Origin of the sequence: Erwinia persicina (assembly GCF_019844095.1) — a bacterium.
Classification (GTDB): Bacteria; Pseudomonadota; Gammaproteobacteria; order Enterobacterales; family Enterobacteriaceae; genus Erwinia; species Erwinia persicina.
Genome location: NZ_CP082141.1, coordinates 1,259,997 through 1,286,475, shown reverse-complemented (window position 1 = coordinate 1,286,475; position 26,479 = coordinate 1,259,997). Strand labels below are relative to the sequence as shown.

The window sequence follows — 26,479 nt, the reverse complement described above, 5'->3', positions numbered from 1 at the left end:
CAACAATTTATACCATTTTATGCCATCCGACAGAGGATTAACGACGGATCGCGTCGATTTTGAGCATTCGCGCAATGACGAGATCCAGTTCTTTCTCATCGAAAATCTGTTTCCAGTCCGGCTTAATGATCTTCTCGCGGCCATACTCCATCGCAATCATACAGGCATCCGAGAAGGGGTTAGTGGCACGGAATGCAACGGCCAGAGCAATCTGGATATGCCCGTACAGCATCGCTTTGGCTGCCTCTTCCGGTACGCCCGAGTGTTTTACCGTCTCATCCAGCGCTTCTTTCATAAAGGAACCGACCATGCAGGCGACGGTTTCCACCAGCGTAGGCTCCAGGTAGGCCAGCTGTTTTACGGTAACCCAGTGAACCTGCTCAACCGGGCCGTACATCACGCCGATCACCTTACTCAGCTCCGCTTTCTGCGCGTCGCTGCCGCTCTCGAATGAGGCCGCCACATGCTGAATAGCGGCAACACCGCCGAACGCATCCGCATGCTCTTCTTTTGTGTAGCGGTCGAGAAACACAGAAGGATGGCATGGGTGTGCCACGGCGTAATGAATACCGTCACGCAGCGCAATCAGATTGGCATAGGCTGCCGCCGGATCCAGCGTCAACAGGGTGGCCCCGGCTTTCATCAACGGCACAATGCCTTCAGAGACTTTGCCTAAGACAATGTCCGGTACCGCAAGGATAACAACGTCGCTGTGTGGCACTACGGATTCAGCGCTGGAAAGCTCACGCCCCTGCTCCGTGACCTGCGCCTGCGCTTTCGGTGCGCTCTCACAGTAAAACACCTGATAGTGGCTGCGCTGCAAATTCGCTGAAATACGCATGCCCATCTTTCCGCCTGCGCCAATCACGGTGATCGTGCTTAATACTGTGCTCATAGTGACTCCTGAAGGTGTTTGTGACGTAAAAAGTCAACGCTCTGTTGCGTCCACTCAGCTTCGCGCTGGCAGGTGCTTTCAGCATCCTGCTGCCACGGTAGCCAGTGTTCGACGATCTGGTTAATGCCGCGCTCGGCCGGGCGCACCCGGGCCATGAGCAGGTCGTAGTCAAGCAGCCCTTCTCCCAGCGGGCAGCCGGTCAGCGTAAACCCCACCCAGCCCTCCTGACGGGTAAAGGCAAAATCTTTGATATGCAGGTTAAGCACCCGATGTGCGGTATGGGCAATCACCTGTTGCGGGAGCTCCAGCGCCGCTACGCAATTGGCCGGGTCAAGGCAAACACCGAGGAAACCAGAAGAAAAACGATCAATCACAGACATCATCTGCACGCTATTCACCTGTTCGTACGTTTCCAGACACAGCCTCACTTGCTGGCGTTCAAACTGCGGCAGAATAGTCTCGATCAGCCCGGCGGCTTCAGTCAGCGTCGGACGGTGGCTGACGCTGTTAAACATTGAGCGGATTAGCGATACCTGTAACACCTGTGCGATGTGCAAATAACGCTGTAAGTGAACGGTTTGCAGACCGCGTGTGCCGAGTTCCAGCTCAATGCCGAGCGCCTCAGCCTGCTGGCGGAGGGTATCCAGTTCGGCATCGCTCCAGGTTTCAATCTGCGGATAGTCGCAAATCTGAAACAACGTCACGCCCATTGAGGCCGTTTTTTCCAGCATCTGCGCCAGAGTCATGGGGGCCGCTACCCGTTCAGAGGCACGCCAGAAAAATGCGTAGGTACTTAAACCAATAGCCATTTATGCCTCCTGTCGTGGTGTGCTGCGGGCCAGTGAGGCCGCCTCATCAATGATTTCCGCCAGGGCGTCAGGCCGGTGGGCAAAGCGCCCGAGGAATAAACCACTGACCTGATGGCCCAGCCGGTTCAATAAACCCGGCCCGGCGCTACCTCCGTAAATCACACGAAAACCGATCTCTCCAGGTTCGCTGAGCTGACGTAAGCCCGTGCAGACCTCGCCAATAAAGGCATCCGGGGCCGGTGATGGGGCACCAATAGCCCACTGCGGTTCCCAGGCCAGAATCACCTCCCCACGCAGCTGCTGTTGACGTGCCTGACTGAGTGCTGACGTTATCTGCTGGCGGCAAAAGTCAATCGCCTGCTCACTACTGAGATGCTGCTCCTCACCCAGACACAGTACCGGGGTCAGACCGTTGCGCAGCGCAGCTGCCAGTTTTTTTGCCACCTGATCCTCATCTTCAGCAAAATGACGGCGACGTTCTGCGTGGCCCACTTCTACATAACGACAGCCAATTTCCGCCAGCATCGGACCGCTGACCTCGCCAGTCCAGGCCCCCCCGTCTTCCCAGGCGAGATCCTGTGCCCCAACGCTGACCTCCGTATTGGCAAAAATCTGTTTTATCGCCGGGATCGCGGGGAAAGCGGGCAGTACAAACAGCGCCACGTCACCACTGACAATCGCCGGATGCTGACGGGCAATTTCAGCCACCTGCTGGCTCCAGGTGAGCGTTTGCTGATAGCCGAAATACATTTTCAGGCTGACACCGAGGATGATACGCGCGCTCACTGGCTGGCCTCCTGAAGTGCTGGCTTCGCCGGCGCACAGGCCTCGAGCACTCGCAGTACCTTATTGACGATGAGCGCCAGTGAGACGGCCCCGGCATCCGGTGTCCCGAGGCTTTTCTCAGCCAACGGACGTGCCCGGCCCATTTTCGGCAGCAGTTGCGCGGTCTCGCTGGCGCTTTGTGTGGCCTGCCGTGAAGCTACAGCCCAGGCATCGGTTAGCGTGTCTCCCGCCGCGACCCGTTCCGTCAGACGGTCGCTGAACGGCACCAGCACATCGACCATGGTTTTGTCCCCTGGCTTCGCTTTACCAAAGTGCATAATGCCCTCTTTAGCGTGCCGGACGCCCAGCGCCACGCGCCGGGCATCGGGTGATGTCTCATCGCCCAGCGCTGTACCGATTGCTGTCAGCAATACGCCCCACAGTGCGCCAGAGGTACCGCCAGCCTGATCAGCCCAGGCATCGGCGGCACGGCAGAGCAGTGTTCCCGCCCCGGCCTGCCGCTGCTGCATCTCGCGCGCTTTTTCCAGCGCCCCCAACGATCCACGCACCATGCCAATACCGTGGTCGCCGTCGCCGGCGACCGCATCGATGCGCCCCAGTTCAGCGGCGTGCTCTTCAATCACTTCCGCGATAGCCGTGATCACGGACAGCACACAGCGGGATGCCTGCCTGGAAGCCGCACTGGCGACCGGAACAATATCCACCTCCGGTAGGTTCTGAGCGGCGGCATCCAGCGGCTCTGCTTTCAGTACGCTGCCTTTACGAAACGCCGGGGCATTGGCCGGGGCGCGCCACAGTGTTTCAAGCTCATCATCCAGCCACAGCAGCGTCAGTGAGGCCCCCGCCATATTAAAACTGGTGACAAACTCGCCCACCTCCGGCTCCACGACCACCAGCCCTTCAGCAGTCAGAAGCTGGGCCACACGGCGATAGACAACAAACAGCTCTTCATATTTTACCGACCCCAGTCCGTTCAGGATCGGTGCCACGCGCTGCCCCTGGCGCTGGCTAATCTCTTCCGGGCACTCTTTCATCAGGCTGCTGACGAACAGCTCTGCCAGCGAATCGGCTGCCGGGATATCACATTCGCGGATACCCGGTTCGCCGTGGATACCCATCCCCAGGGCCATGGTGCCGTGTGCCACGCTGAACAGCGGTTGAGTGGCTCCCGGCAGCGTACAGCCCGAGAACGCCACGCCCAGTGAACGGGTACGGTGATTAGCATAACGAGCCAGACGGGCTACCTCTGCCAGCGAATAACCCGCCTCGGCCGCCGCAGCGGCGACTTTGAACACCGCAAGATCGCCCGCCACACCACGCCGTTTTTCACGTTCCGACAGCGCCGCGCTGGAAATATCATCTGTCACGGCCAGCAGTTCGCAGTCAATACCTTCCGCTTTCAGCCGTTCACAGGCCTGGCCAAAATGCAGCACATCTCCCGCATAATTACCAAAAGCCAGCAGGACGCCGCCGCCGTTATCGGCCGCACGGGCCACATTGTAGATTTGTTGAGCCGAGGGGGAAGCAAACAGGTTTCCCATCGCCGCCCCGTGCGCCATACCCTGCCCGACCAGACCTGAAAAGGCCGGATAGTGGCCAGAACCGCCGCCAATCACCACCGCAACACATCCCGCAGGGCTTCGGGTGCTGCGCACAACGCCCCCCGGTACCTGGCGCACTTTATCGGCGTTGGCCGCCACGAAACCCTCAATCAGTTCACTGGCAAAGGCTGAGGGTTGATTAAACAGATAAGTCATTGGGATGGCTCCTGTGGGACAGGACTGGACTGAAATCCAGAACGTCTGGCGTTAAGTAACAGCATCAGTAGCGCAGAGAGCAGCATGAAGCCGCCCACTACCATCATTGAAACGGTGTAGCCGCCGGTGGCGTCATGCAGCATTCCGGTGAGGTAACCCGCCGAAAAACCGGCGACATTACCCAGGGTGTTGATCAACGCAATCGCGGCGGCGGCAGAAGCCCCGGTGAGGAATTGTGTCGGCAGCGTCCAGAAGTTAGGCAGCGCGGCAAAGATTGAGCTGGCAGTCACTGATATCACCAGCATGGTCGCCAGCGGTGATTCCATATAAAGGGCCAGCGGTACGCTGACAGCCCCGGTCAGGGCAGGCAGTGCGATATGCCAGGTTTTGCAACCCCGGCGGCTTGCATCACGCGACCAGAAGAACATCACTACGGCAGCTACCAGATACGGTGCCCCGGTGATTAACCCCTTCTCAATCACGTTGAACGAGGTGCCAAACTGCTGCTGGAACCCGGCAATGATGGTCGGCAGGAAGAAGGCCAGGGCATACAGGCCATAGATAAAGCCGAAATAGATCAAACAGAGCAGCCAGACGCGGCCATTGGTCATCACGCTACGCAGACTGGCATGAGCCGTTGTGCCTTTTTCACGCTGCTCTTTTTCCAGCGCCTTGGTGAGCCACGCTTTCTCCTCTTTATTGAGCCACTTCGCCTCACGCGGCGAGTCCACCAGATAGAACCAGGCCACAATGCCGATGACAATCGCCGGAAGGGAAACACCGAGGAACATCACGCGCCAGCCGGACAGACCAAACAGGCCGTGTTGCTCAATCAGTGCTGCGGCCAGTGGTGCACCCAGCACCACCGTCAGCGGCTGGGCAAGATAGAACAGCGACAGCACTTTACTGCGGTGCTTCGCCGGTACCCACATGCTGAGAAACAGAATAGCCCCCGGGAAGAAGCCCGCTTCGGCAATCCCCAGCAGCATTCGCAAGGTGTACAGCCCCTCAACACTGCTCACCCACGTAAAGAGCAGGGAAACAATGCCCCAGCTGACCATGATACGTGCCAGCCATTTCCGCGCGCCAAAGCGGTGTAGCGCCAGATTACTTGGTACTTCCAGCAGGATATAACCGATAAAGAAAACCCCGGATGCCAGACCGAACTGCACCGCAGTCAGTCCAAGATCCTGTGTCATACCATTAGGCCCGGCAAAAGAGATCGCCGTGCGGTCAAGGAAGTTGATAAAGAACATCAGGGCCACAAAGGGCACCAGCCGCAGTGAGACCTTACGGATGGCCGATTTTTCAATCGCCTGCGAGTTCAGCGCAGTCATACGATACCTCCGGCGAACTGGAGAGCAGAACAGAGACAATGACGCTGGCGATAACACACCAGATCTGGTGTAGGTAAAAGGCTGATTTGACGCATGGTTGAGTCCTCAGTGGGTCTTCTTGTGCATTGCATCAATGCGTGAACAAATGAACACTATCTGTATTAATGTTCATTTCCCAGCAGGGAAAACCAAAACTGTGACGCATCTCAAAACCTTTAAATTTGCATTTTATGGCCAATAACACGCTAAACCGCAGGGAATAAGGAAAAAAGGCTCGAAAAAATAATACGAAAGAATAAAACAAAAGAACAATGATTGAACATATGAACACAAATGAGGTAGGGTAATCCTGAACCGTTACCGGGATCCTCTTCTCTGAAAGCGATCCGGTAACCCTGATATCTCAGCGGGAGTAACCTATGTCCTCTATTGCGATTGGCGCCGATGATGCGGCCCTGGAATTAAAAAACCTGATCAAGCAACTGCTGCTGGAAAAGAATATTGAGGTCAGCGACTACAGTAATGACGGTGGGGCCACAGGCCCCATCTACCCCGATATCGCCTGGAACGTGGCGAACGCGATTCGTGAAGGCAGGCATCAGCGCGGGATCCTGATCTGCGGCACCGGGATTGGCATGGCGATTGTGGCGAATAAAGTGCCGGGTATCCGCGCGGCACAGTGCCATGACACCTACTCTGCCGAGCGTGCCCGTAAAAGTAACAATGCACAGGTGATGACGCTGGGGGCGCGCGTTGTTGGGCCAGAGCTGGCGCGCAGCATCGTCAACAGCTGGCTAAACTCTGAATTTGAAGGTGGTGGGTCAACAGAAAAAGTGGAGAAAATCAGTTATTACGAGCACAAAGTCGGCGAAAAGTAATCCTGACGTGCGGTGGAAACCTCGCTTCACCGCCCTGTTCGCCATGAAGTGCTACACTTTACTGTCGTGATATTTTTGCCAGTAGACTGGCCCATTGGGCGAACCCATCGCAACAATCAGAGAAAACGCATTCCCATCGTCGCAGGTCTGATGCAATGTTTCGCCTAAGAATACTCAGCCGTGTCCGGTAGAGTTGTTGCGTATTGCCTGTTAAACCAGCCGCAGCACACGCGTCACGGTCAAATTTGCATCACCGATTGTTATCAAGGAGCTTTAGATGAACCAGTTAGACGCACTGAAACAATTCACCACCGTGGTGGCTGATAGTGGCGATATTGAATCCATCCGTAATTACCACCCGGAAGATGCCACAACCAACCCGTCTCTGATCCTGAAAGCCTCTGGCCTCGACTCTTACAAACATCTGATTACCGATGCCATCGACTACGCCAAAAAACAGGGCGGCAGTAAAGAAACCCAGATTATCAATGCCAGTGACAAAGTGGCAATTAACCTGGGGCTGGAAATCCTGAAAAGCGTGCCGGGCCGTGTGTCCACCGAAGTGGATGCGCGCCTCTCCTTCGATCGCGGGATGTGTGTGACCAAAGCAGAAAAGCTGGTGAGAATGTATGAAGAGCACGGGATTGACCGTTCGCGCATTCTGATCAAGCTGGCCTCCACCTGGGAGGGCATTAAAGCCGCTGAGGAACTGGAGAAAAACGGTATCCAGTGTAACCTCACCCTGCTGTTCTCCTTCGCTCAGGCCCGTGCCTGCGCCGAAGCCGGTGTGTTCCTGATCTCCCCGTTCGTGGGCCGTATTTACGACTGGTACAACAGCCGCAAACCGCTTGACCCGTACGTGGTTGATGAAGATCCGGGCGTGAAATCGGTCCGCAGCATTTACGAATACTACAAACAGCACCGCTACAACACGGTCATCATGGGTGCCAGCTTCCGTAAAACGGAGCAGATCCTGGCGCTGGCAGGCTGCGACCGTCTGACGATTGCCCCTAACCTGCTGGAAGAGCTGCAGGCCAGCAACGCTCCGGTTGAGCGTAAACTGACCCCGTCCACTCAGGCCTTCCACCAGCCGGCTCCGCTGTCTGAAGCGGAATTCCGCTGGGAGCACAACCAGGATCCGATGGCCGTTGAAAAACTGGCCGAAGGTATCCGTCAGTTCGCCGTTGACCAGCAGAATCTGGAAGATGTGCTGGCCGCGCGCCTGTAATTCCCCCGCTTTCCAACCCTGTTCCCCGGGCGGATCGTCGATCCGCCCTCACGTATTCTGGAGGAAATAATGTCTTCACGTAAAGAACTGGCAAATGCCATCCGCGCGCTGAGTATGGACGCGGTGCAAAAAGCCAAATCTGGCCACCCCGGTGCTCCGATGGGCATGGCCGATATCGCTGAAGTCCTGTGGCGCGAGTTCCTGCATCACAATCCGAACAACCCGGCCTGGGCCGACCGTGACCGGTTTATCCTGTCTAACGGCCACGCTTCGATGCTGCTCTACAGCCTGCTGCATCTCTCCGGTTACGATCTGCCGATGTCCGAGCTGAAGAACTTCCGCCAGCTCCATTCAAAAACCCCTGGTCACCCGGAACTGGGCTACACACCGGGCGTTGAAACCACCACCGGGCCGCTGGGCCAGGGCCTGGCAAACGCCGTCGGACTGGCCATTGCAGAACGCACGCTGGGCGCGCAGTTTAACCGCCCCGGCCATGAGATTGTCGATCACCACACCTATGTATTTATGGGCGATGGCTGCCTGATGGAAGGTATCTCCCACGAAGTCTGCTCACTGGCGGGAACGCTGGGTCTGGGCAAACTGATTGGCTTCTACGATCACAACGGCATCTCGATTGATGGCGAAGTGGAAGGCTGGTTTACCGACGACACCGCTCAACGTTTTGAATCCTACCACTGGCACGTGATCCGCGACATCGACGGTCACAACCCGGATGCGATTGCCAGCGCCATCAAAGAGGCGCAGAGCGTGACGGATAAGCCGTCCCTGCTGATCTGTAAAACCGTGATTGGCTTCGGCTCACCGAACAAAGCCGGGAAAGAAGAAGCCCACGGCGCGGCGCTGGGTGATGAAGAAGTGGCACTGACGCGTAAAGCGCTGGGCTGGAATTACCCACCGTTTGAGATCCCGAAAGAGATTTACGCCCAGTGGGATGCGAAAGAAGCCGGTGCCAAAGCGGAAAAAGCCTGGGACGAGAAATTTGCCGCCTATCAGGCCGCACACCCGGAGCTGGCCGCCGAGTATACCCGCCGTATGACCGGTGGTATGCCTGAAAACTGGCAGGCAGAAACGCAGAAATACATTGAGAAGCTGCAGGCTAACCCGCAGAAAATCGCCAGCCGTAAGGCCTCGCAGAATGCACTGGAAGCTTACGGTCCGCTGCTGAAAGAGTTCCTGGGCGGCTCTGCTGACCTGGCCCCGAGTAACCTGACCATCTGGTCTGGCTCGAAGTCGATCAAAGAGGACCAGGCGGGTAACTATATTCACTACGGCGTGCGCGAATTTGGGATGACGGCGATTGCCAATGGTCTGGCCCATCACGGTGGCTTTATTCCTTATACGGCGACCTTCCTGATGTTTGTGGAATATGCCCGTAACGCCGTACGTATGGCCGCGCTGATGAAGGCGCGTCAGATTATGGTCTATACCCATGACTCCATCGGTCTCGGGGAAGATGGCCCGACGCACCAGCCGGTTGAACAGATTGCCAGCCTGCGCGTCACGCCCAATATGAGCGTCTGGCGTCCGTGCGATCAGGTTGAAACGGCCGTGGCGTGGAAACATGCCGTTGAGCGTCATCATGGCCCGACCGCGCTGATCCTCTCGCGTCAAAACCTGGCGCAGCCGGAGCGGACGAAAGAGCAGCTGGCAAATATTTCACGCGGCGGCTACGTACTGAAAGACAGTGACGGCACCCCGGAAGTGATCCTGATTGCCACCGGCTCCGAAGTGGAAATCACCCTGGGCGCGGCCGACAAGCTGACCGCCAGCGGCCACAAAGTGCGGGTCGTCTCCCTGCCATCAACCGATCTGTTTGATGCCCAGGATGCCGCCTACCGCGAATCCGTGCTGCCATCCGGCGTCCAGGCGCGCGTGGCCGTGGAAGCGGGGATTGCCGACTACTGGTATAAGTATGTTGGCCTGAACGGTGCCATTGTCGGTATGACCGGCTTTGGGGAATCGGCACCGGCCGAGAAGCTGTTCCCGGAGTTTGGCTTCACCGTGGAAAACATTGTCAGCCATGCCGAGGCGCTGCTGAAACCGCACTGACAGCCCGTTGTCTTTCCCCCCTGAACCGCCGAAAGGCGGTTTTTTTATGGCTTCGCCGCAGCTTCATCGCGGATCGCCAGGCTGAGACAGGCGGGCAGCACCGTCAGCGTCACCAGCGTCGCCACCAGCAATCCGCCGATGATGGCATAAGCCATGGGTCCCCAGAATACCTGCTCCGCGATCGGGATCATGCCGAGGATGGCCGCGCAGGCGGTCAGCATAATCGGACGGGCACGATGGTGTGCGGCGGCTGTAATCGCATCCTCTTTGGCCATCCCCCGCTGCAGATTGCTGTCCACCTCGCTGATTAAAATCACCGCATTACGGATGATCATACCGGCGAGTGCAATCATCCCCAGCAGCGCAACAAAGCCCATCGGCGTGCCGGTGGGGAGCATCGCCAGCACGATACCTATCAGGCCGAAGGGGGCCATCAGCAGCGCCAGCAGCATCCGTGAGAAGCGCTGTAGCTGAACCATCAGCAGGATCAGCATAAAGAACAGCGTCACCGGCAGCACGGCAAACACCGAGCTGTTCCCCTTATCCGACTCGGCTACCGCGCCGCCCTCTTCTATCCGGTACTCCGGCGGCAGGGCGTTTCGCACCTGAGCAACGGCGGCAGCCAGCTGCTGTGAGACGGCTTCCGCACGCCGCCCCGGCGCCAGGTCGGTCTGCACGGTGATAAACGGCAGACGCTGATGACGCCAGATAACGGGATCCTGAATCCCCCATCTGAGGGTGGCCACCTGGCTTAACGGCACCTTCACCCCGCTGCTGGCGGTGAGTTGCAGGGCAGAGAGCGTTGACAGATCCTGGCGTTCGGTATCGTTCGCCCGCAGCACCACGTCCACCAGCCGGTTGCCGTCACGAACCGTTGTCACCACGCTGCCCGACCACAGGGTGTGCAGCGCGCTGGCCACACTTTCCGAGGAGAGCCCGGCTGCGCGGGCGGCGGTCTGGTTAATCTGCAGCGTAACCACGCGCTCCGGCTCCCCGGCGGTGAGGTTGACTTCGCGGGTGGCCGGACTGTCGCCCAGGATACCGGCGAGCTGTCGGGCGATCGCCTGCACCCGATGATAATCCGGCCCGCTCACGCGATATTTAAGCGGCCAGCCGACCGGTGGGCCAAGCTCCAGCGGCGACACGCGCGTGGCGATATCACCAAATCCGGCGGAGAGGATCTTTTCCAGCTGCTTGCGCAGCGCTTCGCGATCCTCAAGACTCTTCGCCACCACCACCAGCTGGGCCGTATTTTCATTATCCAGCAGCACATCCATCGGCAGATAGAAGCGGATCGCGCCGGTGCCGATATAGCTGGAAAGATGGTCAATATGCGGGTTCCCGCGCAGCGCCTGCTCCAGGTGTTCTGTCCGCCGTTCGGTTTCAGCCTGCGAAGCATTACCGGGCAGCGTCAGGCTGACCAGCAGTTCGGGACGGTCGGAGGCCGGGAAAAACTCCCCCTGCATAAACGTGGTCCCCCACCCTGCCAGCACCAGCAGGATCAGGGCCGTCGATACTGTTTTCAGCCGGTGGCGCAGCGCCAGCGCCAGCAGCCGGTGATAGCCGCGCGCCATCCTTCCCGGCCCGTGCTGATGGGCGCTGAGGGTCGCGGGCAGCAGCCAGGTGCCGGTTAGCGGGGAAAACAGGATCGCCACCACCCATGAAGAGAGCAGCGCGATCATCACCACGGCAAACAGTGAAAAACAGTATTCCCCGGCGCTGGAGGCGGCAAACCCGACCGGAATAAACCCGGCGATCATCACCAGCGTCCCTGTCAGCATCGGGAAAGCCGTGGTTTCAAACGCATGGCTGGCAGCCTTCCAGCGGCTGTCCCCCGCCTCGAGCCTCGACACCATCGTTTCCACGGTGATCATCGCATCGTCCACCAGCAGCCCGAGCGCAATAATCAGCGCGCCCAGCGAAATACGCTGCAAACCGATCCCGGCCAGCATCATGCCGGTAAAGGTAATCGCCAGCACCAGCGGGATCGCCGTGGCGACCACCAGCCCGGCGCGCATCCCCAGCGAGATAAAAGAGACCGCCATCACGATAATCACCGCTTCTGCCAGCACGCGGGTAAAGCCGCTGACCGCCTGCTGAACGACCTTGCTCTGGTCGGCCACCCGGGTCATTTCAATCCCGTGCGGCAGCCCGGCCTGAATGGCCGCCATACGCTGGCTGACTGCCTCGCCAAAATGGATCATATTTCCGCTGGCGGCCATGGAGATCGCCAGTCCAATGGCAGGCTGGCCGTTAACGCGAAATGCGGACGCCGGCGGCTCTGCGGCCTGGCGGGTTACCGTGGCAATATCACTCAGAGGAATGTACCGCTCCCCGATGTGCAGGACGATCGCCTGCAGGCTCTCTGCTGACCCCAGCGCTCCGGTGACGCGCAGGGCGATATTTTCCCGGTCGCTGCGAATTTCTCCGGCGGGTGCCACCGCATTTTGTGCGGCAATGGCGGCGGTAACCTGCTGGAGATCCAGCCCCAGCCCGGCCATTTTACGCGGCGAAAAGGCAATGACGATCTGCTCTTCCTGCACGCCTGTCAGGATAATTTTACCCATATCCGGCAGTGACATCAGGCTGCGGCGGATAGCCTCCACCCGGTCACGCAGCTCACGCGGAGTGAAGCCCTCGGCGGTAAAACCGTAAATGGTGCCAAACGTATCATCAAACTCGTCGTTCACCTGCGGCGTCTGTACGCCCTGCGGCAGGGAGGGCGCAATATCTTCGACCTTCTTGCGCACCTGATACCAGATATCCTGAACGGAAGCTGGCGGCGTGTCGTCACGCAGATTGACAAAAATCACCGCCTGTCCGGCACGGGTTTCACTCTCGACAAAGTCGAGGTAGGGGATCTCCTGCAGCTTTTTCTCCAGCGTATCGGTGACCAGATTGACGGTATCGTTCACATCGGCACCGGGCCAGGCGGCCGACACCACGGCGGTTTTGATGGTAAAGGCCGGATCCTCATTGCGCGGCAGGTTCACATAACTGAAGACACCGGCGGCCATGACCAGCAGCATAAAGAAGACAATCAGCTGCTGATGCTGTAACGCCCAGTTGGAGAGATTAAAACGTGACGTGGCATTTTTCGGATTCATTCTCCGTCCTCCAGCAGGGTGACTTTTTCACCGTCGCGCAGCTTGCTGACACCGGCCGTCACCACCGCTTCTCCGGGGCGAACGCCGCCGGTGACGGAAATGTCCGTCACGGTGAAGGCCCCCAGCGTGACCGGGCGCAGCCGCACCCGTTGTTGGGCGCGATCGACCACGAATACGGCCGGTTGATCCCCCACCCGGGTCAGCGCCGACGCCGGCAGCAGGATGCTGCGCGTGCCCTCACGCCGCCAGTTCACCAGGACGCTGGCCCCCAGCGCCATGCTTTCCGGAGGATGATCCAGCGTTACGCGCACCCGCCAGGTACGCGTCTGGGGATCGGCCTGCGGGCTGACGTCACGCAGGTGCCCCTGAACCTGAATGGTCGGGTCGGCCAGCAGCGACACGCGAACCACGGCGGGGTTACTTTGCGTCAGCGCCTGCGGATCGCTGAGGTCAAACACAGCGTCGCGGCCACCGCCTGCCGCCAGGCTGAACACCGCCTGTCCGGCACTGACCACCTGACCGGGCTGGGCACTGACCGCAGTAATAATGCCGTCTGACGGTGCGGTCAGTCGGGTCCAGCTCAGGCTGTCCTGCGCATTTTTCAGTGCAGCCTCGCTGCTCTGCCTTTTTGACAGGGCCGCCTGCCAGTCTGACCGGGCCGTATCGAGCTGCATGCGGGCAATGGCACCGGTTTTTGTCAGCGTGGTCATCCGTTGCAGATTCAGCGCCGCTACCCGTTCAGCCGCCTGCGCACTGGCCAGATCAGCCCGTGCACTGCCAAGCTGGTTCAGCCCTGTGCTGTTATCCTGCACCGCCAGTAACTGCCCTGCTTTCACCCGGTCACCGACATCCACGGCACGCGAAATCAGGCGGCCATCCAGACGAAAAGCCAGCGTTGTTTCATCCGTTGCGCGGATCTCTCCGGTCTGCGACAGCAGGCTGCCGGAAAGCGAGGCCGGGGCAATCACATAGCGAACAGGACGGACGTGCGGCGATGCCGGCTGTCCCTTGTCACCGCAGGCAGCGAGAAGAAAAATCAGCGGAAACGAGAACAGCCACAGACAGTGGACAGAGAGCCGGCCAGGCAGGTTGAGGTGGTGCAGTATGTGGCGGGCGTAGTCAGTAAAGGTATCGGTCATAGGGCTATTCCTGTGCGGTGATAGCCCTATTCAATCGTGCGACTGTCCAGATTTGCTGCACGTCCTGTCAAGGAAATGTCAATTCAGCTGATTTTTCATTCCCGCCTCAGGAATGGCAAACGGCAGATAGAGGCTTATCGTCAGCCCCCGGTGTTCGGGCTGTGAGGCCACCAGCTTCCCCCCGCTGGCTTCACAGATAGCGCGGGCTATCGACAGGCCAAGCCCGCTGCCGCCAGAGTGGCGCGCGCGGGATGATTCGGCGCGGGTGAACCGTTCAAACATCAGCGGCAGAAACGCGGCATCCACACCCGGCCCGCGATCGGTGAAAGCGATCAGGTAGCCTTTAAGATGGGGCTTTATCTCGATATCCAGCACCTTGCCTTCGGCAGCATAGCGCACCGCATTTTCCAGCAGGATAGTAAACACCTGCCCCATTCTGAACGGATCGCCGCGAAAAACGGCGGGGGCCGGTGCACTGACGTTAATGCTCATTGCGGCCGCTACGGCCTGAGGCCTGATCCAGGCTACCCGCTCGTTCAGCAGTTCCACCAGATCAAAGGTGTTGAGGGTAAACGTAAGCTGTCCCGCATCGGCAAGGGACAGCAGATGCAGCTCATCCGTGAGACGGTTCAGGTGTTGCAGCTGCTTCATCACCATATTTAACTGGGTCAGATCGGGCGCAAACACGCCGTCCAGCATGCCCTGCAGCCGCCCCATAGCGGCGGTCAGCGGCGATCGCAGCTCGTGAGCCATCGCAACATGGGAAGCCCGCAGTTCCCGATCGTAACGTTCCAGCTGCCGGGACATCAGATTAAAGTCTTCCGTGAACTGCGCCAGCTCCGCAGGCGCGTTTTCCACCGTATCGGCCCGGGTACCAAATTCGCCGTGCGCCACGGATCGTGCCGCCGTAGCCAGCCGGCTGAACTGTTCCGAAAGCGGCCTGGCGGCGCGTAGTCCGAGAACAATGATTACCGGCATCGCCATCAGGATTAACACCCACAACGTTATCCAGTCAGAAGAGGTGATGTCAGGCACTGAATAGCTGATGCCAAACCCGGCATCCGCCAGTTGGTGAAAGCGTAAGACGTCGCGTTCGGGATTTTTTAACAGGATAGCCAGCTCCTGACTCTCTGCGGGCGGCATACGGTTGAGTACCCAGTATTTCTGGATCACAAAGCGCAGCCACATGCAGAAGCCGATCATCACCACCGATCCCATCACCAGCGCAAGGATCCGCATGCAGATCCAGCGCCACAGACTCTGTTCTTTTGGCTGACTCATGGCTGTCTGAACCGGTAGCCGACGCCGCGGACGTTATGCAGCACGTCCGCAATGCCCGCGTTTTCCAGTTTTTTACGCAGGTTGTATACGTGGGTATCCACCACGCGCTCCAGCGCTTCGCTCTCCGGCAGGCAGCGCTCCAGCAGCTGCTGGCGGGAAAAAGGATAGGTCTGGGACTGCATCAGCGTGGTGAGCAGGGAGAGTTCCGTCGGCGTAAGCTCCAGCCAGGTGACGTTATCGCCGTCGTGCCTGACGACCGCCGTCAGCGACTCCGTATCCACTTCCAGCCCCTGCCAGCGGAGAAGCTCTTTCTGGCCTTGACGCCCGGAGGCCCGGCGCAGCACGGCATGCACGCGGGCCACCACTTCACCGGGGTTGTACGGTTTAACAACGTAATCATCGGCGCCGTAGCGCAGCGCGCCTATTTTGTCTGGCGTGTCGCCCATGGCAGAAACCATAATCACCGGAATATCGCCCTTGCGCCGTACGGCGGCCAGGACATCACTGCCGTTCATCACCGGCAGCATAATATCCAGCAGGATCAGGTCTGGCTTCCAGCTCTGCGCCATCTCCAGCCCGGCAAGACCGTCGCTGGCGATTGCCACATTAAAGCTTTCCCGCCGTAAATAAGCTTCCAGGACATTAGCCGCATCCGCGTCGTCCTCAATAATCAGTACGCGTTTCATCTGCATTTACTCACCTTGATTATTTCTTCATAAAACCCTGGCAGGAAATTGACACTGCCTGTTCATTATTCGGTATCAGATGCGCGGCCGCTTGGGAGCCGTAATGATTCGGTGCTGAGGAGCGACGATGATAACCAGAAAACTTACCCTGTGCATTAGCTGTATTGCCGTTATGAACGTCACGTTGATCGCCGGTGCCCGCGCCGCCGATCCGACAAGCCTGACCGTGGGGGTTGGCGCGACCAGTGCACCACGTTACAGCGGCTCCGACCAGCGTCAGTGGCAGTTTGCCCCGGTCATTCAGGCGCGTGACGGCGCGGTGTTTTTTGATTCACAAAAGGGGTTGGGCTACGACCTGCAGGCCGACTCGGGACTCTATCTTGAACATACGCTGGGCTACAGCCTGGGACGGTCAGAGAAAAACGCGTCATGGCGTGACGGGTCCGACAAACTGAAAGGCATGGGGAATATTGACGCCGCCCTGAATACGGCGGTCGCGGTCGGCTGGACCATCGCGCCCTGGCTGTCCGTCGAGGGTAAAGCAACGCTGCCGTTAAGCGACAGTCAGGGTGTGCAATATCAGACCTCGGTGACGCTGATCCCTCTGCAAAACGACAGCGATACGCTGGCCTTCCAGTCTGCCGCATTATTCGGTGACAGCCGCTATATGAATACATTTTACGGGGTCAGTGGACAGCAGAGCGCCCGCAGCGGTTATCGCCGCTATTCGGCCCCGGGCGGACTTTATGGGGTGGAAAACAGCATCACCTGGGGACATCAGTTTACGCCGCAGTGGGGCACCACGCTGGTGGCGGGCTACACCTGGCTCAGTGATCATGCGGGTGACAGTCCGATTGTTTTCCGCCGTAACGAAGCCACAGCTACGGCGGCGATCACCTACACCTTTTAATGAACATGAAGAAGGCGACGCGCCTGACCTCACGCCTGGGCGATTTTCTTACCGACTATGACGTGGGGTTTGTGGCGCTGACCCTGGCGGTGATTGCCGCCATCCATCTCCTGTGTTACTTCCTGATGGCCTATTGCGATGCCTGAGCGCAGGGCCCGCAGGTTTACTGCGCCTGCATCGCCACCATGCCCGGATCCTGCGGTACAACGGGCTGGCTTTCCCACAGAACCGGCCACTGATCGCTGCTGTGCCAGGCGTCACAGGTTTTCTCCTGGGCATACTCCGCCAGCACAAACTCGCGGCCATTATACTGCCAGCGTGTCGCCACCCCGCAGTCGCCCAGTCCGCGATCCTTACTGAAAGTCAGCAGCTCACCGCGCGCCGCGTCAAAGTCGGCATTCACCAGTTCCAGATTATTATCACTGCGGTCCGGCAGAGAGAATGGCAGCGTCAACGTAATGCTTTTCGACACGTAGGGTGCCGTCCGCGTGACCTCAAACGCCAGGTCGATGACGTTATAGGCCCCCATTTCACAGCTGACCAGCAGCAGCGCTTTATCATCGCTGAGCGGTGACACACTGACTTCACGGCGCAGCGGATCCAGCGAACAGCTATCGCTGTTTACCCGCCAGGTGCCAAAATCAATCAGCCCACTCGACTCTTCATGGGTTAAAGCCTGCGGCATTCGCGGTGGCGCACTGATCTGCGGCATCGGCGGTGCCGGCGGTACGTGACCGGGCGCATCGTTGCCGCGCTGGATCAGAGCGCTACTGCTGTTCACCCGCCCCTGGATTTCATCCATCAGCATCAGCGCCTCCTTCAGCCCGCGCATGCCGATCACCGCATCCGCCCGATACAGCAGTTGCAGCGTCCCGGCATCCATCACCTGCGCCAGAAATTCATCAATCGAAATAGCGTGCATGGTCAGCAGGTGATGAGGCTCCACCTGCCAGTGTTTCAGATCGAGCCGCAGCCGCCGCCCGTCAAGCAGCAGATTGTCGCGAAGCGCACCGCCAGGCAGCGGACCGCTGTAGCGGTTGCCGTAATCGATGCGCAACTGTGCCGGGGCATCGCTGCCGGCGTCACGCTCCAGCGTCATCGCCAGGCCGTTGTTGCCGGGAATGCTGCGCACTTCGCAGCTGTTGAGATTGTTACAGGTGATCTGCCAGTCAGAGAAGGTTTTTTGCAGCGGCTGTGCCTGTGCAGAAGCCAGATAAGAGAGCGAAAGCAGCCATAACCATTTCGTCCAGTAAGACATTAATTGATGAAGTCCCTGTGAGGTAATGCAGAAAAGAAAGCACCATGACGGATAACCCGTACAGCCCCTCTATCATGCGCAGTTAACGTCAGGGCCTCAATCAGATTTATCGGACAGTCACCGCCCCCCAATCCGTCAAATCCACATAAACGGTCATCAACAGTCATGATATTTTCAGTCACCGGTAACCTGTCAGGAAATCAATTTTACGAAAAGCCAGCGCATTTACCGCGATTAATGTGATGAACATCACCTTTATATAAGAAACAACAGTAATAACCCCACCTTTATTTAGAGAGCGATCACTTTACGACGCAACGTCAAACCCTGGCGGCCGGACTCCTGTCTGGTGCACATTTTGCGCGGGAGCGATGCCGTACCTTTTATCACACCGGAGGATACTTATGATGCCGATTGAACGTCAGCGGCAAATCATCGACACACTCAGTCAGCAGGGCCGTGTACTGGTCGCTGAACTGGCGGAACGGTGCCTGGTTTCGCAGGAAACGATTCGCCGTGACCTGACGCTGCTGGAGAAGAAGGGCATGCTGCACCGCAGTTACGGCGGTGCCGTACTGGCCCGGACACAGCAAACCGGCAGTCCGGTTCGGCACAGTGAGCGACAGGAACATGATCTGGTGTTCCGCCAGCGAATGAATGAAAACGTCGGCCCGAAAATGGCCATCGCTAAACGGGCGCTTGACTATATCAGCCCCGGTGACTGCTTACTGCTCGACAGCAGCAGCACCTGCTGGTTCCTGGCGCGCCAGCTGCCGGATATTGAATTAACCGTGCTCACCAATTCGCTGAGAACAGTAGAAACGCTGGCGGTAAAAAACAATATACGCACCATCTGTCTCGGCGGTGAATATTCTGCCCGCAATGAAGATTTTACCGGCGTGGTGGCCGAGCGTCCCCTCTCGGAGTTTTTAATTAATAAAGCCTTCTTTTCCTGCAGCAGCCTGGGTACCGACGGTTATCTGCGGGAAGGGAATGAAAATAAGGCACATTTAAAACAGAAGATGCTGCTGGCGTCAGAAAGAAAATACTTACTGCTGGATGCCAGTAAATTTCTGCAGCCGTCTTTTGCCCGTATTTGCCATTACCGCGATGTCGATTTTCTAATTACCGACAGCCTGAAAGATAAAGAATTACAACAAGAGCTGGCGTGGAACGGGGTCAATATTATTGATTGCTCGCGCCGTCAGTACGCCACACAGCTTATTAATCAATAAAACTCACGGAGCGAAATATGAAAAAGAGCATCCTCACCGCGACCCTGCTCGCCCTGTTCGCCACCTCTCTGCACGCGGCGCAGCCGCTGCGCATGGGGGTGGTGGTGAAAGTCGGCGGCATTCCCTGGTTTAACGCCATGGAAGCTGGCATCAAAAGTGAAGCCGCTAAGCGCGGGATCAAGGCCTGGCAGGTTGGTCCTACCTCGGCCGACCCGGCTCTGCAGGTGCGTGCCATAGAAGATCTGATTGCGCAGAAGGTGGATATTATCGGCGTGGTGCCCAACGACCCGAAAGTGCTGGAGCCCGTGCTGCAGCGTGCCCGTGCGGCGGGAATCACGGTGATCACCCACGAGTCGCCGGGCCAGCCCAATGCCAACTGGGACTTTGAACTGGTGGATGCCACTACCCACGGTATTAACCACATGAAAGCGCTGGCGCAGTGCATGCACGAGAAAGGCAAATACGCCATGTATGTCGGCAGTCTGACCGTTCCGCTGCACCAGCAGTGGACCGACGCCGCACTGAACTATCAGAAAGCCCATTATCCGCAGATGCAGAAGGTCGGCGATAAATTTGGTGTGGGGGAGTCGCTGGACGACGCTATCCGCACCACCAACGAGCTGATGTCGAAATATCCCGACCTCGGGGGCATTCTGGCCTTTGGATCTCAGGGGCCCATCGGGGCGGGCCGGGCGGTGATGAACCGTCAGAAGATCGATCAGGTGTGCGTCATCGGCGCGTTCAGTCCGGGCCAGGGCGCCTCACTGGTGGCGAAGGGGGCGATTAAAGGCGGCTATATCTGGAACCCGATGACGGCAGGCGAAGTGTTTGTGCGCCTGGCCGATATGATCGCAAAAAAACAGCCCATCACTGACGGTATGACCATTGAAGGACTGGGCAGCGTCCATGTTGACGAGAAGACGCACACCATTCTCGGCAACAACACGGAAAGCCTGGATAAGGCTAATCTGCCGAAACTGGTCAGGCTGGGGTTATAGATGACGAACTCAAGCGCCCCCCGACCGCTGATTTCACTGGAAAACCTGTCGAAAACCTTTGGCGGCAACCGCGCTGTCAGCGATCTGTCGCTGTCACTGATGCCAGGCGAAGTCCATTGCCTGGCCGGGACCAACGGCTGCGGTAAAAGCACGCTGATTAAGGTGATTGCCGGCGTGCATGCCCCGGACAGCGGCAGCCGTATCGTGCTGGGTGACGGGGCGCATTTTACGCGTCTGACGCCCAAACAGGCGCGCCAGTGGGGGATTCAGGTGATCTATCAGGATCTCTCCCTGTTCCCTAATCTGAGCGTGGCGGAAAACATCGCTTTCGAACATAACCTGCAAAGTCTGCTGGGTTGGTATCGGGAAAAAACCGTGCGGCAGACCGCGCAGGCGATGATTGATGAATTGCAGTTCAGTCTGAATCTGGACGATAAGGTGGCCTCACTGTCTATTGCCCGGCGCCAGCAGGTCGCCATCTGCCGGGCGCTGGTGGCTGACGCCCGGCTGGTGATTATGGATGAGCCCACCGCCTCGCTGACGCGAACGGAGGTGAATCAGCTCCTGCGCACCGTGCGCTATCTGAAAGCAAAAAATATCTGCGTGGTGTTCGTCAGCCACCGCCTGGATGAGGTACTGGAGATCTCCGACCGGGTCACGGTGATCCGCGACGGTCATAAGATTGGCACCTGGCCTGCGGCGGAAATCGACAGTACCCGCCTGACGGAGCTGATGACCGGGATGGCGCACACCTTTTCTCTGAAGCCGCCGCTGGCCGTGGAGGCACGGCGGGTGCTGGAAGTGGAGCATCTGACCCGCGCCGGTCAGTATCAGGACGTCAGCTTTACCCTGCGTGAGGGGGAGGTGCTGGGGCTGTGTGGGCGCCTGGGATCGGGCCGGACCGAACTGGCGCTGTCGCTGTTTGGTATGACCCGACCGGACAGCGGCCGCATCTGGCTGGACACCAAACCCGTGCATTTTCGTTGTCATCAGGATGCGATTAAATCCGGCGTCGCCTACCTGTCGGAGGATCGTCTGACGCTGGGGCTGATCCAGCAGCAGTCGGTGGGCGACAACCTGGTGCTCTCCGTTCTTGATAAGTTGCGCAACCGCGTAAACCTGATCGACGAGGATCGCAAAAATCAGCTGATCCAGGCGTGGATTGCCCGGCTGGGCATTCGTGTCAGCGATCCTGACCTTCCGGTCTCTACCCTGTCCGGCGGTAATCAGCAAAAAATCGTGCTGGCGAAGTGGGTGCTGACCCGGCCTAAAATTCTGATCCTCGACTCCCCCACCGTGGGGGTCGATGTCGGGGCCAAAGCCAGCATTTACCGCCTGATCCAGCAGCTCGCCCTGGAGGGGCTGTCGATCATCCTCATCTCCGATGAAGTGCCGGAAGTCTGGTACAACTGCGACCGTATTTTGCATTTCCGCGACGGCACCATCCACGCCGAATACCAGCCAGCCTGCGTGCAACAACAACAGCTGATGGAGGCCATCAATGCCTGACTTCACCCGCTATACCCCGCGTACCAGCCAGGGCTGGATGGCCTGGGTGCTGCTGTTGAGCTGCCTGCTGTTTTCCCTCGGCAGTGACCAGTTCCTCAGCGTGCAGAACCTGCTCGACCTGGCAGAGAGCTATGCCGTGACCGGCATCTTTGCGCTGGGGCTGTTTGTGGTGCTGGTCACCGGCGGGATTGATATCTCATTTGCCGCCGTCGCCTCAGTGGTGCAGTACCTGGTGGCTCAGCTGTTTGTGCAGTTTCAGTTCGACAATGCCCTGGTCAGCATCCTGCTGGCGATCGTTTGCGGCACGCTGTTTGGCATGGTGAATGCGCTGCTGATTTATTCGCTACGTATCGTTTCCATCATCATCACCATCAGTATGCAGTCGCTGCTGTTTGGCCTGCTGATGTGGCTGACTGACGGCCGCAGCCTGTATGCCCTGCCCGAATGGTGGACCACCCTGCGCAGCGTGCTGCCGTTTGAGCTGCACGGCCAGCCGTTTCAGATCGGCCTGCCGCTGGTAGTGATGCTTTTTCTCACCGGACTGACGTGGGTGCTGCTGAATAAAACCCATCTCGGTCGCCAGCTGTATGCGGTGGGTGGCGACATTGAGTCCGCACGGCGTGTAGGCATTCGCGTGGGCCTGATCCATCTGCTGGCGTATGGCTATCTTGGGGCGCTGGCGGCGATTGGGGGCCTGGTGCAGGTCTATCGCATGGGTGAAGTGGTGCCCAACGCGCTGGTCGGGCATGAGCTGGACGTGCTGGCCGCGACGGTGCTGGGCGGAGCCAGTCTGATGGGCGGCAAGGGGACGGTCACTGGCACGCTGATGGGGGTGTTTCTGATTGCCATCCTGAAAAATGGCCTGAATCTGCTCGGCGTCTCTGATTACTTTATGAACATTGTCGTCGGGCTGGTGATCATGGCAGCGATTGCCATTACCCACTACAAAAAACGCAAAGAAACTGATGTCAGCTTTGTCTGAGGAACCTGCCATGAATGCGCTTAAAAACGTGAAAATAAGCGGTGTGAACTGCGGCCTGTTGCTGCTGACGGGGCTGGTGGTGATCGTGTTCAGCCTGCTGATGCCGGGCCGGTTCTTCACCGATGCCACCTTTACCAGCATGGCCTTTCAACTGCCGGAACTGGGGCTGCTGACGCTGGCAATGTTTATCGCCATTCTCAGCGGTGGGCTTAACCTGTGCATTATTGCCACCGCCAACCTTACCAGCCTGTTTATCGCCTGGCTGCTGCTGCACTTTTTACCCGCCGGGGCGGGTATCCCCTTGCAGCTGATGTGGCTGGCAGTAGGCATCCTGGGGGCGGCGGCGATTGCCGTGATCATTGGCACTGTCACCGGGCTGATGGTCGCCAGGATCGGTGCCCACCCCATCCTCGTGACCCTGGCCACCATGATGACGGTTAACGGCATCGGTATTTACCTCACCAAAGGGGCGGCCGTCAGCGGGATGCCGGAAGTGCTGCGCGTCCTCGGCTCCGGCAGTCTGCTTGGCGTACCGCTGCCGCTGTGGTTGTTCCTGGCAACGGCGGCCTTAATGGCGCTGTTCCTCGGAAAAACCCGCACCGGAAAATGCATTTACATGTGCGGTAGCAATATCAACGCCACCTGGTTCAGTGGCATCCGTACCCACCGCCTGCTGATCACCGTCTATGTCCTCTCCAGCCTGCTCTGCGTTCTGGCCGGACTGGTGATGATGGCACGCTTTAATTCGGCGCGTATCGGCTACGGTGACGCCTACCTGCTGCTGACCGTGCTGGCGATTATCCTCGGCGGGGCCGACCCGAACGGGGGTTTTGGCCGCGTCAGTGGGGTGGTGCTGTCACTGATTGCCCTGCAAACCCTCTCAACCGGATTCAACCTGATGAACCTCAGCCAGCATTTCAGCCTTGCGATGTGGGGCGCGCTACTGGTGGTGGTACTGATGGTGAAGTTTTATCTGGGCCGCTGGCGCGAATCCCATGCCCGACGAAACAGCCGGACGGGCAGCCACCCTGCCCCTTTCACTGAAAAAAAGGAAGTCTGATGCGTACCCAAATTTCACCTTCGCTGATGTGCATGAATCTGATGGAAATTAAACAGCAGCTGTCCGTGCTGAACACCCGCGCCGATTTTTTGCATGTCGATATCATGGACGGCCATTACGTGAAAAACATCACCCTGTCGCCCTTCTTTATTGAACAGATCCGCCCATTTACCCAGGTGGCCATTGATGTCCATCTGATGGTGGAAGCGCCGACCAACTTTATCGATGCCGTGGCCAGGGCGGGGGCGGATTATATCTGCCCGCATGCGGAAACCATCAATCGTGACGCCTTCAGGGTGATCAACCATATCCGATCGCTGGGTAAGAAAGTGGGCGTGGTGCTTAACCCCGCCACCCCGGTTGCCTTTATTCATCACTATATTCACCTGCTGGATAAGATCACCGTGATGACGGTTGACCCCGGCTATGCCGGTCAGCCGTTTATCAGCGAAATGGTGCCAAAAATCGCCGCGCTTAACGCGCTGAAAAAGCAGGAGGGGCATCGCTACCTGATTGAAATTGATGGTTCCTGCAACCAGCAGACCTATGAAACCCTGCTGGGCGCTGGCGCGGAGGTGCTGATTGTCGGGACCTCCGGCCTGTTCAACCTGCATGCTGACCTGGCAACGGCCTGGGATCGCATGAGCAGCCATATTGCTCAGGCCCGCCGCACCGTACAGGAGTCCGCATGACAGACCGGTGGTTAGGCATTGATATTGGCGGAACCCGCACCCGGCTGATGCTGATGGACGACCCGCAGCGCTGGCTGAAGTTTCAGCAGATTGCCACGGCCAGTTGGGCCACGCCGGCAGAGGCACTGCTTCAGCTGGCGCGGCAGATCGGACAGTTTATTGATGCACAGCCGGTCAGCGGTGCGATGCTGGGCCTGCCCGGCATTTTGTCACGCGACCGTCAGCAGGTGCTGTCACTGCCGTTTATTCCACAACTGGACAATCAGCCCGTGGCGGTGCGGTTAAGCGCTCTGCTGGGTATGCCCGTGGCCATGGATAAAGACGTCAATCACCTGATGCTGTGGGATCTGTTGCAACGTCCGACGCTGCCCGACAGTGCGGTCGGGCTTTATCTGGGCACCGGTATGGGTAACAGCCTGTGGCTTAACGGACGGTTTTATCACGGTGCACACGGGGCAGCCGGTGAGCTGGGCCATATCCCTTTTGGGGACAGAGCGCTGCCCTGCCCGTGCGGTAATCACGGCTGTGCCGAGACAGTCACGTCCGGCCACTGGCTGAGCGACTGGGCCAGGACGCAGCTACCCGGGACGCCACTGGAAAAGGTATTCAGCGATCACCGTCACCATCCGGAGCTGGAGGCCTTCGTCACCCGCCTGGCAAAGGTGATTGCCCTGGAGATGAACATCCTCGACCCCGATACGCTGATCCTCGGCGGCGGCGTGCTGACGATGGCAGATTTTCCGCAGGATGCCCTTCAGCAGCAGATCCGCCAGTATCTCCGCCCACCGATCACCCGGCGGGCACTGAATATTGTCTTTAGCATTTCCGGCGATCAGGCGGGCGCACGCGGGGCCTGCCTGGCCGCACAGCGTCACTTCAGGAGAACATGATGAAAGGTAAGGTGTGTGTTTTCGGTTCTTTTAATCTGGATATCGTCGCCGGAATGTCCCGCTTCCCACGGCCAGGCGAGTCACTGATCGCCGACAACAGTATGATGGGACCGGGCGGTAAAGGGGCTAATCAGGCGATGGCGGCCCTGCGGGCGGGTGCGAGGGTGCACTATATCGGCAAGATCGGTCAGGATGATTTCGGCAACTTTGCCCGCCGTCATCTGGAAAACAGTGGCTTCGATGCCATCACGCTGTTTACCTGTAAAGAAAAACCGACGGGTAACGCGCTGATCTACGTGGCGGGAGATGATGCCGAGAATATGATTTCTGTCTATCCTGGCGCCAATCTGACGGTGACCGCTGCCGAAGTGACCCGCTGCCAGCCGACGGTGGCCGCAGCGGATATTCTGCTGATGCAGTTGGAAAATAATCTCAGCGCCATTCAGCGGATGATCGACACCGCCCAGGCTGCCGAAACCCGGGTGATCCTCAACCCGGCACCGTGGCAAAAGGTCAGCGATACGCTGCTGGCCAGGGTCGACCTGCTGACGCCCAACAGCCATGAAGCGACCCAGTTGACCGGTGTGGCGGTCAGTGATTTTGCCAGCGCACAGCGTGCGGCTCAGGTGCTGCATGATAAAGGCGTTCGTCAGTTGATCATCACGCTCGGTATGCAGGGCGCCCTGCTTTCCGATCGGGGGGAAGTCCTGCATATTCCGGTGTTCCCCGCTCAGCCACTGGATACCACCGGCGCCGGAGATGCCTTTAACGGAGCGCTGGCCGCGCGCCTGGCCGCGGGGGAAACACTGCCCCAGGCTGCCCATTTTGCCGCTGCCTATGCTTCTGTCTGCGTGGAGCGTCGCGGCGCCGCCCATTCCATGCCGCTGTATGCCGATGCCTTAGCACGGTTGCAGCAGCATCCGACAATCCAGGCCATCGATCCGCGTGCGGCGACGGGTGTCAGTCAGTGAC

23 protein-coding genes are annotated in these 26,479 nt (G+C 58.6%); 13 read left to right on the top strand and 10 right to left on the bottom strand.

The window, feature by feature from the left end; translation table 11 throughout:
• Positions 1-37: 37 nt before the first annotated feature.
• From K6L24_RS05795 to K6L24_RS05775, 5 genes are read right to left on the bottom strand one after another with little or no spacing between them, the layout of a single operon-like run.
• Positions 38-895, bottom strand: coding sequence for a phosphogluconate dehydrogenase C-terminal domain-containing protein (locus K6L24_RS05795; RefSeq protein WP_118663531.1), 858 nt, complete (start codon positions 893-895; stop codon positions 38-40).
• Positions 892-1,704, bottom strand: a complete 813-nt coding sequence (locus K6L24_RS05790; RefSeq protein ID WP_137268759.1) for a sugar phosphate isomerase/epimerase family protein — start codon at positions 1,702-1,704, stop codon at positions 892-894. The genes K6L24_RS05795 and K6L24_RS05790 overlap by 4 nt, the downstream gene beginning before the upstream one ends.
• Positions 1,705-2,490 (bottom strand): triose-phosphate isomerase family protein, encoded by a 786-nt coding sequence (locus K6L24_RS05785; protein ID WP_280638618.1) that lies wholly within the window; start codon positions 2,488-2,490, stop codon positions 1,705-1,707.
• Positions 2,487-4,247, bottom strand: coding sequence for a dihydroxyacetone kinase family protein (locus K6L24_RS05780; protein ID WP_118663527.1), 1,761 nt, complete (start codon positions 4,245-4,247; stop codon positions 2,487-2,489). Before K6L24_RS05780 ends, K6L24_RS05785 begins: the two co-directional genes overlap by 4 nt.
• Positions 4,244-5,584: an MFS transporter gene (locus K6L24_RS05775; protein WP_118663525.1), complete on the bottom strand. Its 1,341-nt coding sequence runs from the start codon at positions 5,582-5,584 to the stop codon at positions 4,244-4,246. The genes K6L24_RS05780 and K6L24_RS05775 overlap by 4 nt, the downstream gene beginning before the upstream one ends.
• 419 nt (positions 5,585-6,003) lie before the next feature.
• On the opposite strand from K6L24_RS05775, the gene rpiB reads away from it, so the two are divergent.
• From rpiB to tkt, 3 genes are all read left to right on the top strand, one after another.
• Positions 6,004-6,462: a ribose 5-phosphate isomerase B gene (gene rpiB, locus K6L24_RS05770; RefSeq protein WP_118663523.1), complete on the top strand. Its 459-nt coding sequence runs from the start codon at positions 6,004-6,006 to the stop codon at positions 6,460-6,462.
• 277 nt (positions 6,463-6,739) lie between these two features.
• Positions 6,740-7,690, top strand: coding sequence for a transaldolase (tal, locus tag K6L24_RS05765; RefSeq protein ID WP_062744852.1), 951 nt, complete (start codon positions 6,740-6,742; stop codon positions 7,688-7,690).
• A 69-nt stretch (positions 7,691-7,759) separates the two neighbouring features.
• A complete protein-coding gene (gene tkt / locus K6L24_RS05760) occupies positions 7,760-9,760 on the top strand; it encodes a transketolase (RefSeq protein ID WP_062744850.1) in 2,001 nt (666 codons plus the stop codon).
• Between the two features lie 44 nt (positions 9,761-9,804).
• Here tkt and K6L24_RS05755 read toward each other — a convergent pair whose 3' ends face one another.
• The 4 genes from K6L24_RS05755 to K6L24_RS05740 form a co-directional block, all read right to left on the bottom strand.
• Complete coding sequence (locus tag K6L24_RS05755) at positions 9,805-12,867, bottom strand: efflux RND transporter permease subunit (protein WP_118663519.1); 3,063 nt, start codon at positions 12,865-12,867, stop codon at positions 9,805-9,807.
• Positions 12,864-14,006, bottom strand: a complete 1,143-nt coding sequence (locus K6L24_RS05750) for an efflux RND transporter periplasmic adaptor subunit (protein WP_137268761.1) — start codon at positions 14,004-14,006, stop codon at positions 12,864-12,866. The genes K6L24_RS05755 and K6L24_RS05750 overlap by 4 nt, the downstream gene beginning before the upstream one ends.
• 78 nt (positions 14,007-14,084) lie before the next feature.
• Positions 14,085-15,287: a sensor histidine kinase gene (locus tag K6L24_RS05745; protein ID WP_062744837.1), complete on the bottom strand. Its 1,203-nt coding sequence runs from the start codon at positions 15,285-15,287 to the stop codon at positions 14,085-14,087.
• Positions 15,284-15,979: a response regulator gene (locus K6L24_RS05740; protein WP_118663515.1), complete on the bottom strand. Its 696-nt coding sequence runs from the start codon at positions 15,977-15,979 to the stop codon at positions 15,284-15,286. The genes K6L24_RS05745 and K6L24_RS05740 overlap by 4 nt, the downstream gene beginning before the upstream one ends.
• 121 nt (positions 15,980-16,100) lie before the next feature.
• Between K6L24_RS05740 and K6L24_RS05735 the strand changes: the two genes are divergently transcribed.
• Positions 16,101-16,883, top strand: coding sequence for a MipA/OmpV family protein (locus K6L24_RS05735; protein WP_062744833.1), 783 nt, complete (start codon positions 16,101-16,103; stop codon positions 16,881-16,883).
• Positions 16,884-16,888: 5 nt separating this feature from the next.
• Positions 16,889-17,029, top strand: coding sequence for a hypothetical protein (locus K6L24_RS05730; RefSeq protein ID WP_161975949.1), 141 nt, complete (start codon positions 16,889-16,891; stop codon positions 17,027-17,029).
• A gap of 17 nt (positions 17,030-17,046) precedes the next feature.
• Here K6L24_RS05730 and K6L24_RS05725 read toward each other — a convergent pair whose 3' ends face one another.
• Positions 17,047-18,141 carry a DUF1176 domain-containing protein gene (locus K6L24_RS05725; RefSeq protein ID WP_062744831.1) on the bottom strand — a complete coding sequence of 365 codons (1,095 nt, stop codon included), beginning with the start codon at positions 18,139-18,141 and terminating at the stop codon, positions 17,047-17,049.
• A gap of 404 nt (positions 18,142-18,545) precedes the next feature.
• On the opposite strand from K6L24_RS05725, the gene K6L24_RS05720 reads away from it, so the two are divergent.
• The 8 genes from K6L24_RS05720 to rbsK are packed head-to-tail and all read left to right on the top strand — an operon-like array spanning position 18,546 to position 26,478.
• Positions 18,546-19,376 carry a DeoR/GlpR family DNA-binding transcription regulator gene (locus K6L24_RS05720; RefSeq protein WP_062744829.1) on the top strand — a complete coding sequence of 277 codons (831 nt, stop codon included), beginning with the start codon at positions 18,546-18,548 and terminating at the stop codon, positions 19,374-19,376.
• Between the two features lie 17 nt (positions 19,377-19,393).
• Complete coding sequence (locus K6L24_RS05715; protein WP_062744826.1) at positions 19,394-20,374, top strand: substrate-binding domain-containing protein; 981 nt, start codon at positions 19,394-19,396, stop codon at positions 20,372-20,374.
• Complete coding sequence (locus tag K6L24_RS05710) at positions 20,375-21,883, top strand: sugar ABC transporter ATP-binding protein (RefSeq protein ID WP_062744824.1); 1,509 nt, start codon at positions 20,375-20,377, stop codon at positions 21,881-21,883.
• The gene (locus K6L24_RS05705) at positions 21,876-22,865 is read left to right on the top strand and encodes an ABC transporter permease (RefSeq protein WP_062744822.1); all 990 of its coding nucleotides are present in this window, start codon (positions 21,876-21,878) and stop codon (positions 22,863-22,865) included. Before K6L24_RS05710 ends, K6L24_RS05705 begins: the two co-directional genes overlap by 8 nt.
• A gap of 10 nt (positions 22,866-22,875) precedes the next feature.
• On the top strand, positions 22,876-23,925 hold the full coding sequence (locus K6L24_RS05700; protein ID WP_118663511.1) for an ABC transporter permease: 1,050 nt from the start codon (positions 22,876-22,878) through the stop codon (positions 23,923-23,925).
• The gene (gene alsE / locus K6L24_RS05695) at positions 23,925-24,617 is read left to right on the top strand and encodes a D-allulose 6-phosphate 3-epimerase (protein ID WP_062744818.1); all 693 of its coding nucleotides are present in this window, start codon (positions 23,925-23,927) and stop codon (positions 24,615-24,617) included. The genes K6L24_RS05700 and alsE overlap by 1 nt, the downstream gene beginning before the upstream one ends.
• The gene (alsK, locus tag K6L24_RS05690; RefSeq protein WP_191927813.1) at positions 24,614-25,507 is read left to right on the top strand and encodes an allose kinase; all 894 of its coding nucleotides are present in this window, start codon (positions 24,614-24,616) and stop codon (positions 25,505-25,507) included. Before alsE ends, alsK begins: the two co-directional genes overlap by 4 nt.
• Positions 25,507-26,478, top strand: a complete 972-nt coding sequence (gene rbsK / locus K6L24_RS05685) for a ribokinase (protein ID WP_062744814.1) — start codon at positions 25,507-25,509, stop codon at positions 26,476-26,478. The genes alsK and rbsK overlap by 1 nt, the downstream gene beginning before the upstream one ends.
• The last annotated feature ends 1 nt before the right edge of the window (position 26,479 follow it).

What these genes read in the sequence shown, in the direction of transcription:
- K6L24_RS05750 (WP_137268761.1), bottom strand. Translation starts at nt 14,006, where the DNA reads ATGACCGATACCTTTACTGACTACGCCCGCCACATACTGCACCACCTC.
- rbsK (WP_062744814.1), top strand. Translation starts at nt 25,507, where the DNA reads ATGAAAGGTAAGGTGTGTGTTTTCGGTTCTTTTAATCTGGATATCGTC.
- alsE (WP_062744818.1), top strand. Translation starts at nt 23,925, where the DNA reads ATGCGTACCCAAATTTCACCTTCGCTGATGTGCATGAATCTGATGGAA.
- rpiB (WP_118663523.1), top strand. Translation starts at nt 6,004, where the DNA reads ATGTCCTCTATTGCGATTGGCGCCGATGATGCGGCCCTGGAATTAAAA.
- K6L24_RS05775 (WP_118663525.1), bottom strand. Translation starts at nt 5,584, where the DNA reads ATGACTGCGCTGAACTCGCAGGCGATTGAAAAATCGGCCATCCGTAAG.
- K6L24_RS05720 (WP_062744829.1), top strand. Translation starts at nt 18,546, where the DNA reads ATGATGCCGATTGAACGTCAGCGGCAAATCATCGACACACTCAGTCAG.
- K6L24_RS05755 (WP_118663519.1), bottom strand. Translation starts at nt 12,867, where the DNA reads ATGAATCCGAAAAATGCCACGTCACGTTTTAATCTCTCCAACTGGGCG.
- tal (WP_062744852.1), top strand. Translation starts at nt 6,740, where the DNA reads ATGAACCAGTTAGACGCACTGAAACAATTCACCACCGTGGTGGCTGAT.
- K6L24_RS05780 (WP_118663527.1), bottom strand. Translation starts at nt 4,247, where the DNA reads ATGACTTATCTGTTTAATCAACCCTCAGCCTTTGCCAGTGAACTGATT.
- K6L24_RS05705 (WP_062744822.1), top strand. Translation starts at nt 21,876, where the DNA reads ATGCCTGACTTCACCCGCTATACCCCGCGTACCAGCCAGGGCTGGATG.
- K6L24_RS05730 (WP_161975949.1), top strand. Translation starts at nt 16,889, where the DNA reads ATGAAGAAGGCGACGCGCCTGACCTCACGCCTGGGCGATTTTCTTACC.
- K6L24_RS05790 (WP_137268759.1), bottom strand. Translation starts at nt 1,704, where the DNA reads ATGGCTATTGGTTTAAGTACCTACGCATTTTTCTGGCGTGCCTCTGAA.
- tkt (WP_062744850.1), top strand. Translation starts at nt 7,760, where the DNA reads ATGTCTTCACGTAAAGAACTGGCAAATGCCATCCGCGCGCTGAGTATG.
- K6L24_RS05735 (WP_062744833.1), top strand. Translation starts at nt 16,101, where the DNA reads ATGATAACCAGAAAACTTACCCTGTGCATTAGCTGTATTGCCGTTATG.
- K6L24_RS05740 (WP_118663515.1), bottom strand. Translation starts at nt 15,979, where the DNA reads ATGCAGATGAAACGCGTACTGATTATTGAGGACGACGCGGATGCGGCT.
- K6L24_RS05745 (WP_062744837.1), bottom strand. Translation starts at nt 15,287, where the DNA reads ATGAGTCAGCCAAAAGAACAGAGTCTGTGGCGCTGGATCTGCATGCGG.
- K6L24_RS05725 (WP_062744831.1), bottom strand. Translation starts at nt 18,141, where the DNA reads ATGTCTTACTGGACGAAATGGTTATGGCTGCTTTCGCTCTCTTATCTG.
- K6L24_RS05700 (WP_118663511.1), top strand. Translation starts at nt 22,876, where the DNA reads ATGAATGCGCTTAAAAACGTGAAAATAAGCGGTGTGAACTGCGGCCTG.
- K6L24_RS05795 (WP_118663531.1), bottom strand. Translation starts at nt 895, where the DNA reads ATGAGCACAGTATTAAGCACGATCACCGTGATTGGCGCAGGCGGAAAG.
- K6L24_RS05715 (WP_062744826.1), top strand. Translation starts at nt 19,394, where the DNA reads ATGAAAAAGAGCATCCTCACCGCGACCCTGCTCGCCCTGTTCGCCACC.
- K6L24_RS05710 (WP_062744824.1), top strand. Translation starts at nt 20,375, where the DNA reads ATGACGAACTCAAGCGCCCCCCGACCGCTGATTTCACTGGAAAACCTG.
- alsK (WP_191927813.1), top strand. Translation starts at nt 24,614, where the DNA reads ATGACAGACCGGTGGTTAGGCATTGATATTGGCGGAACCCGCACCCGG.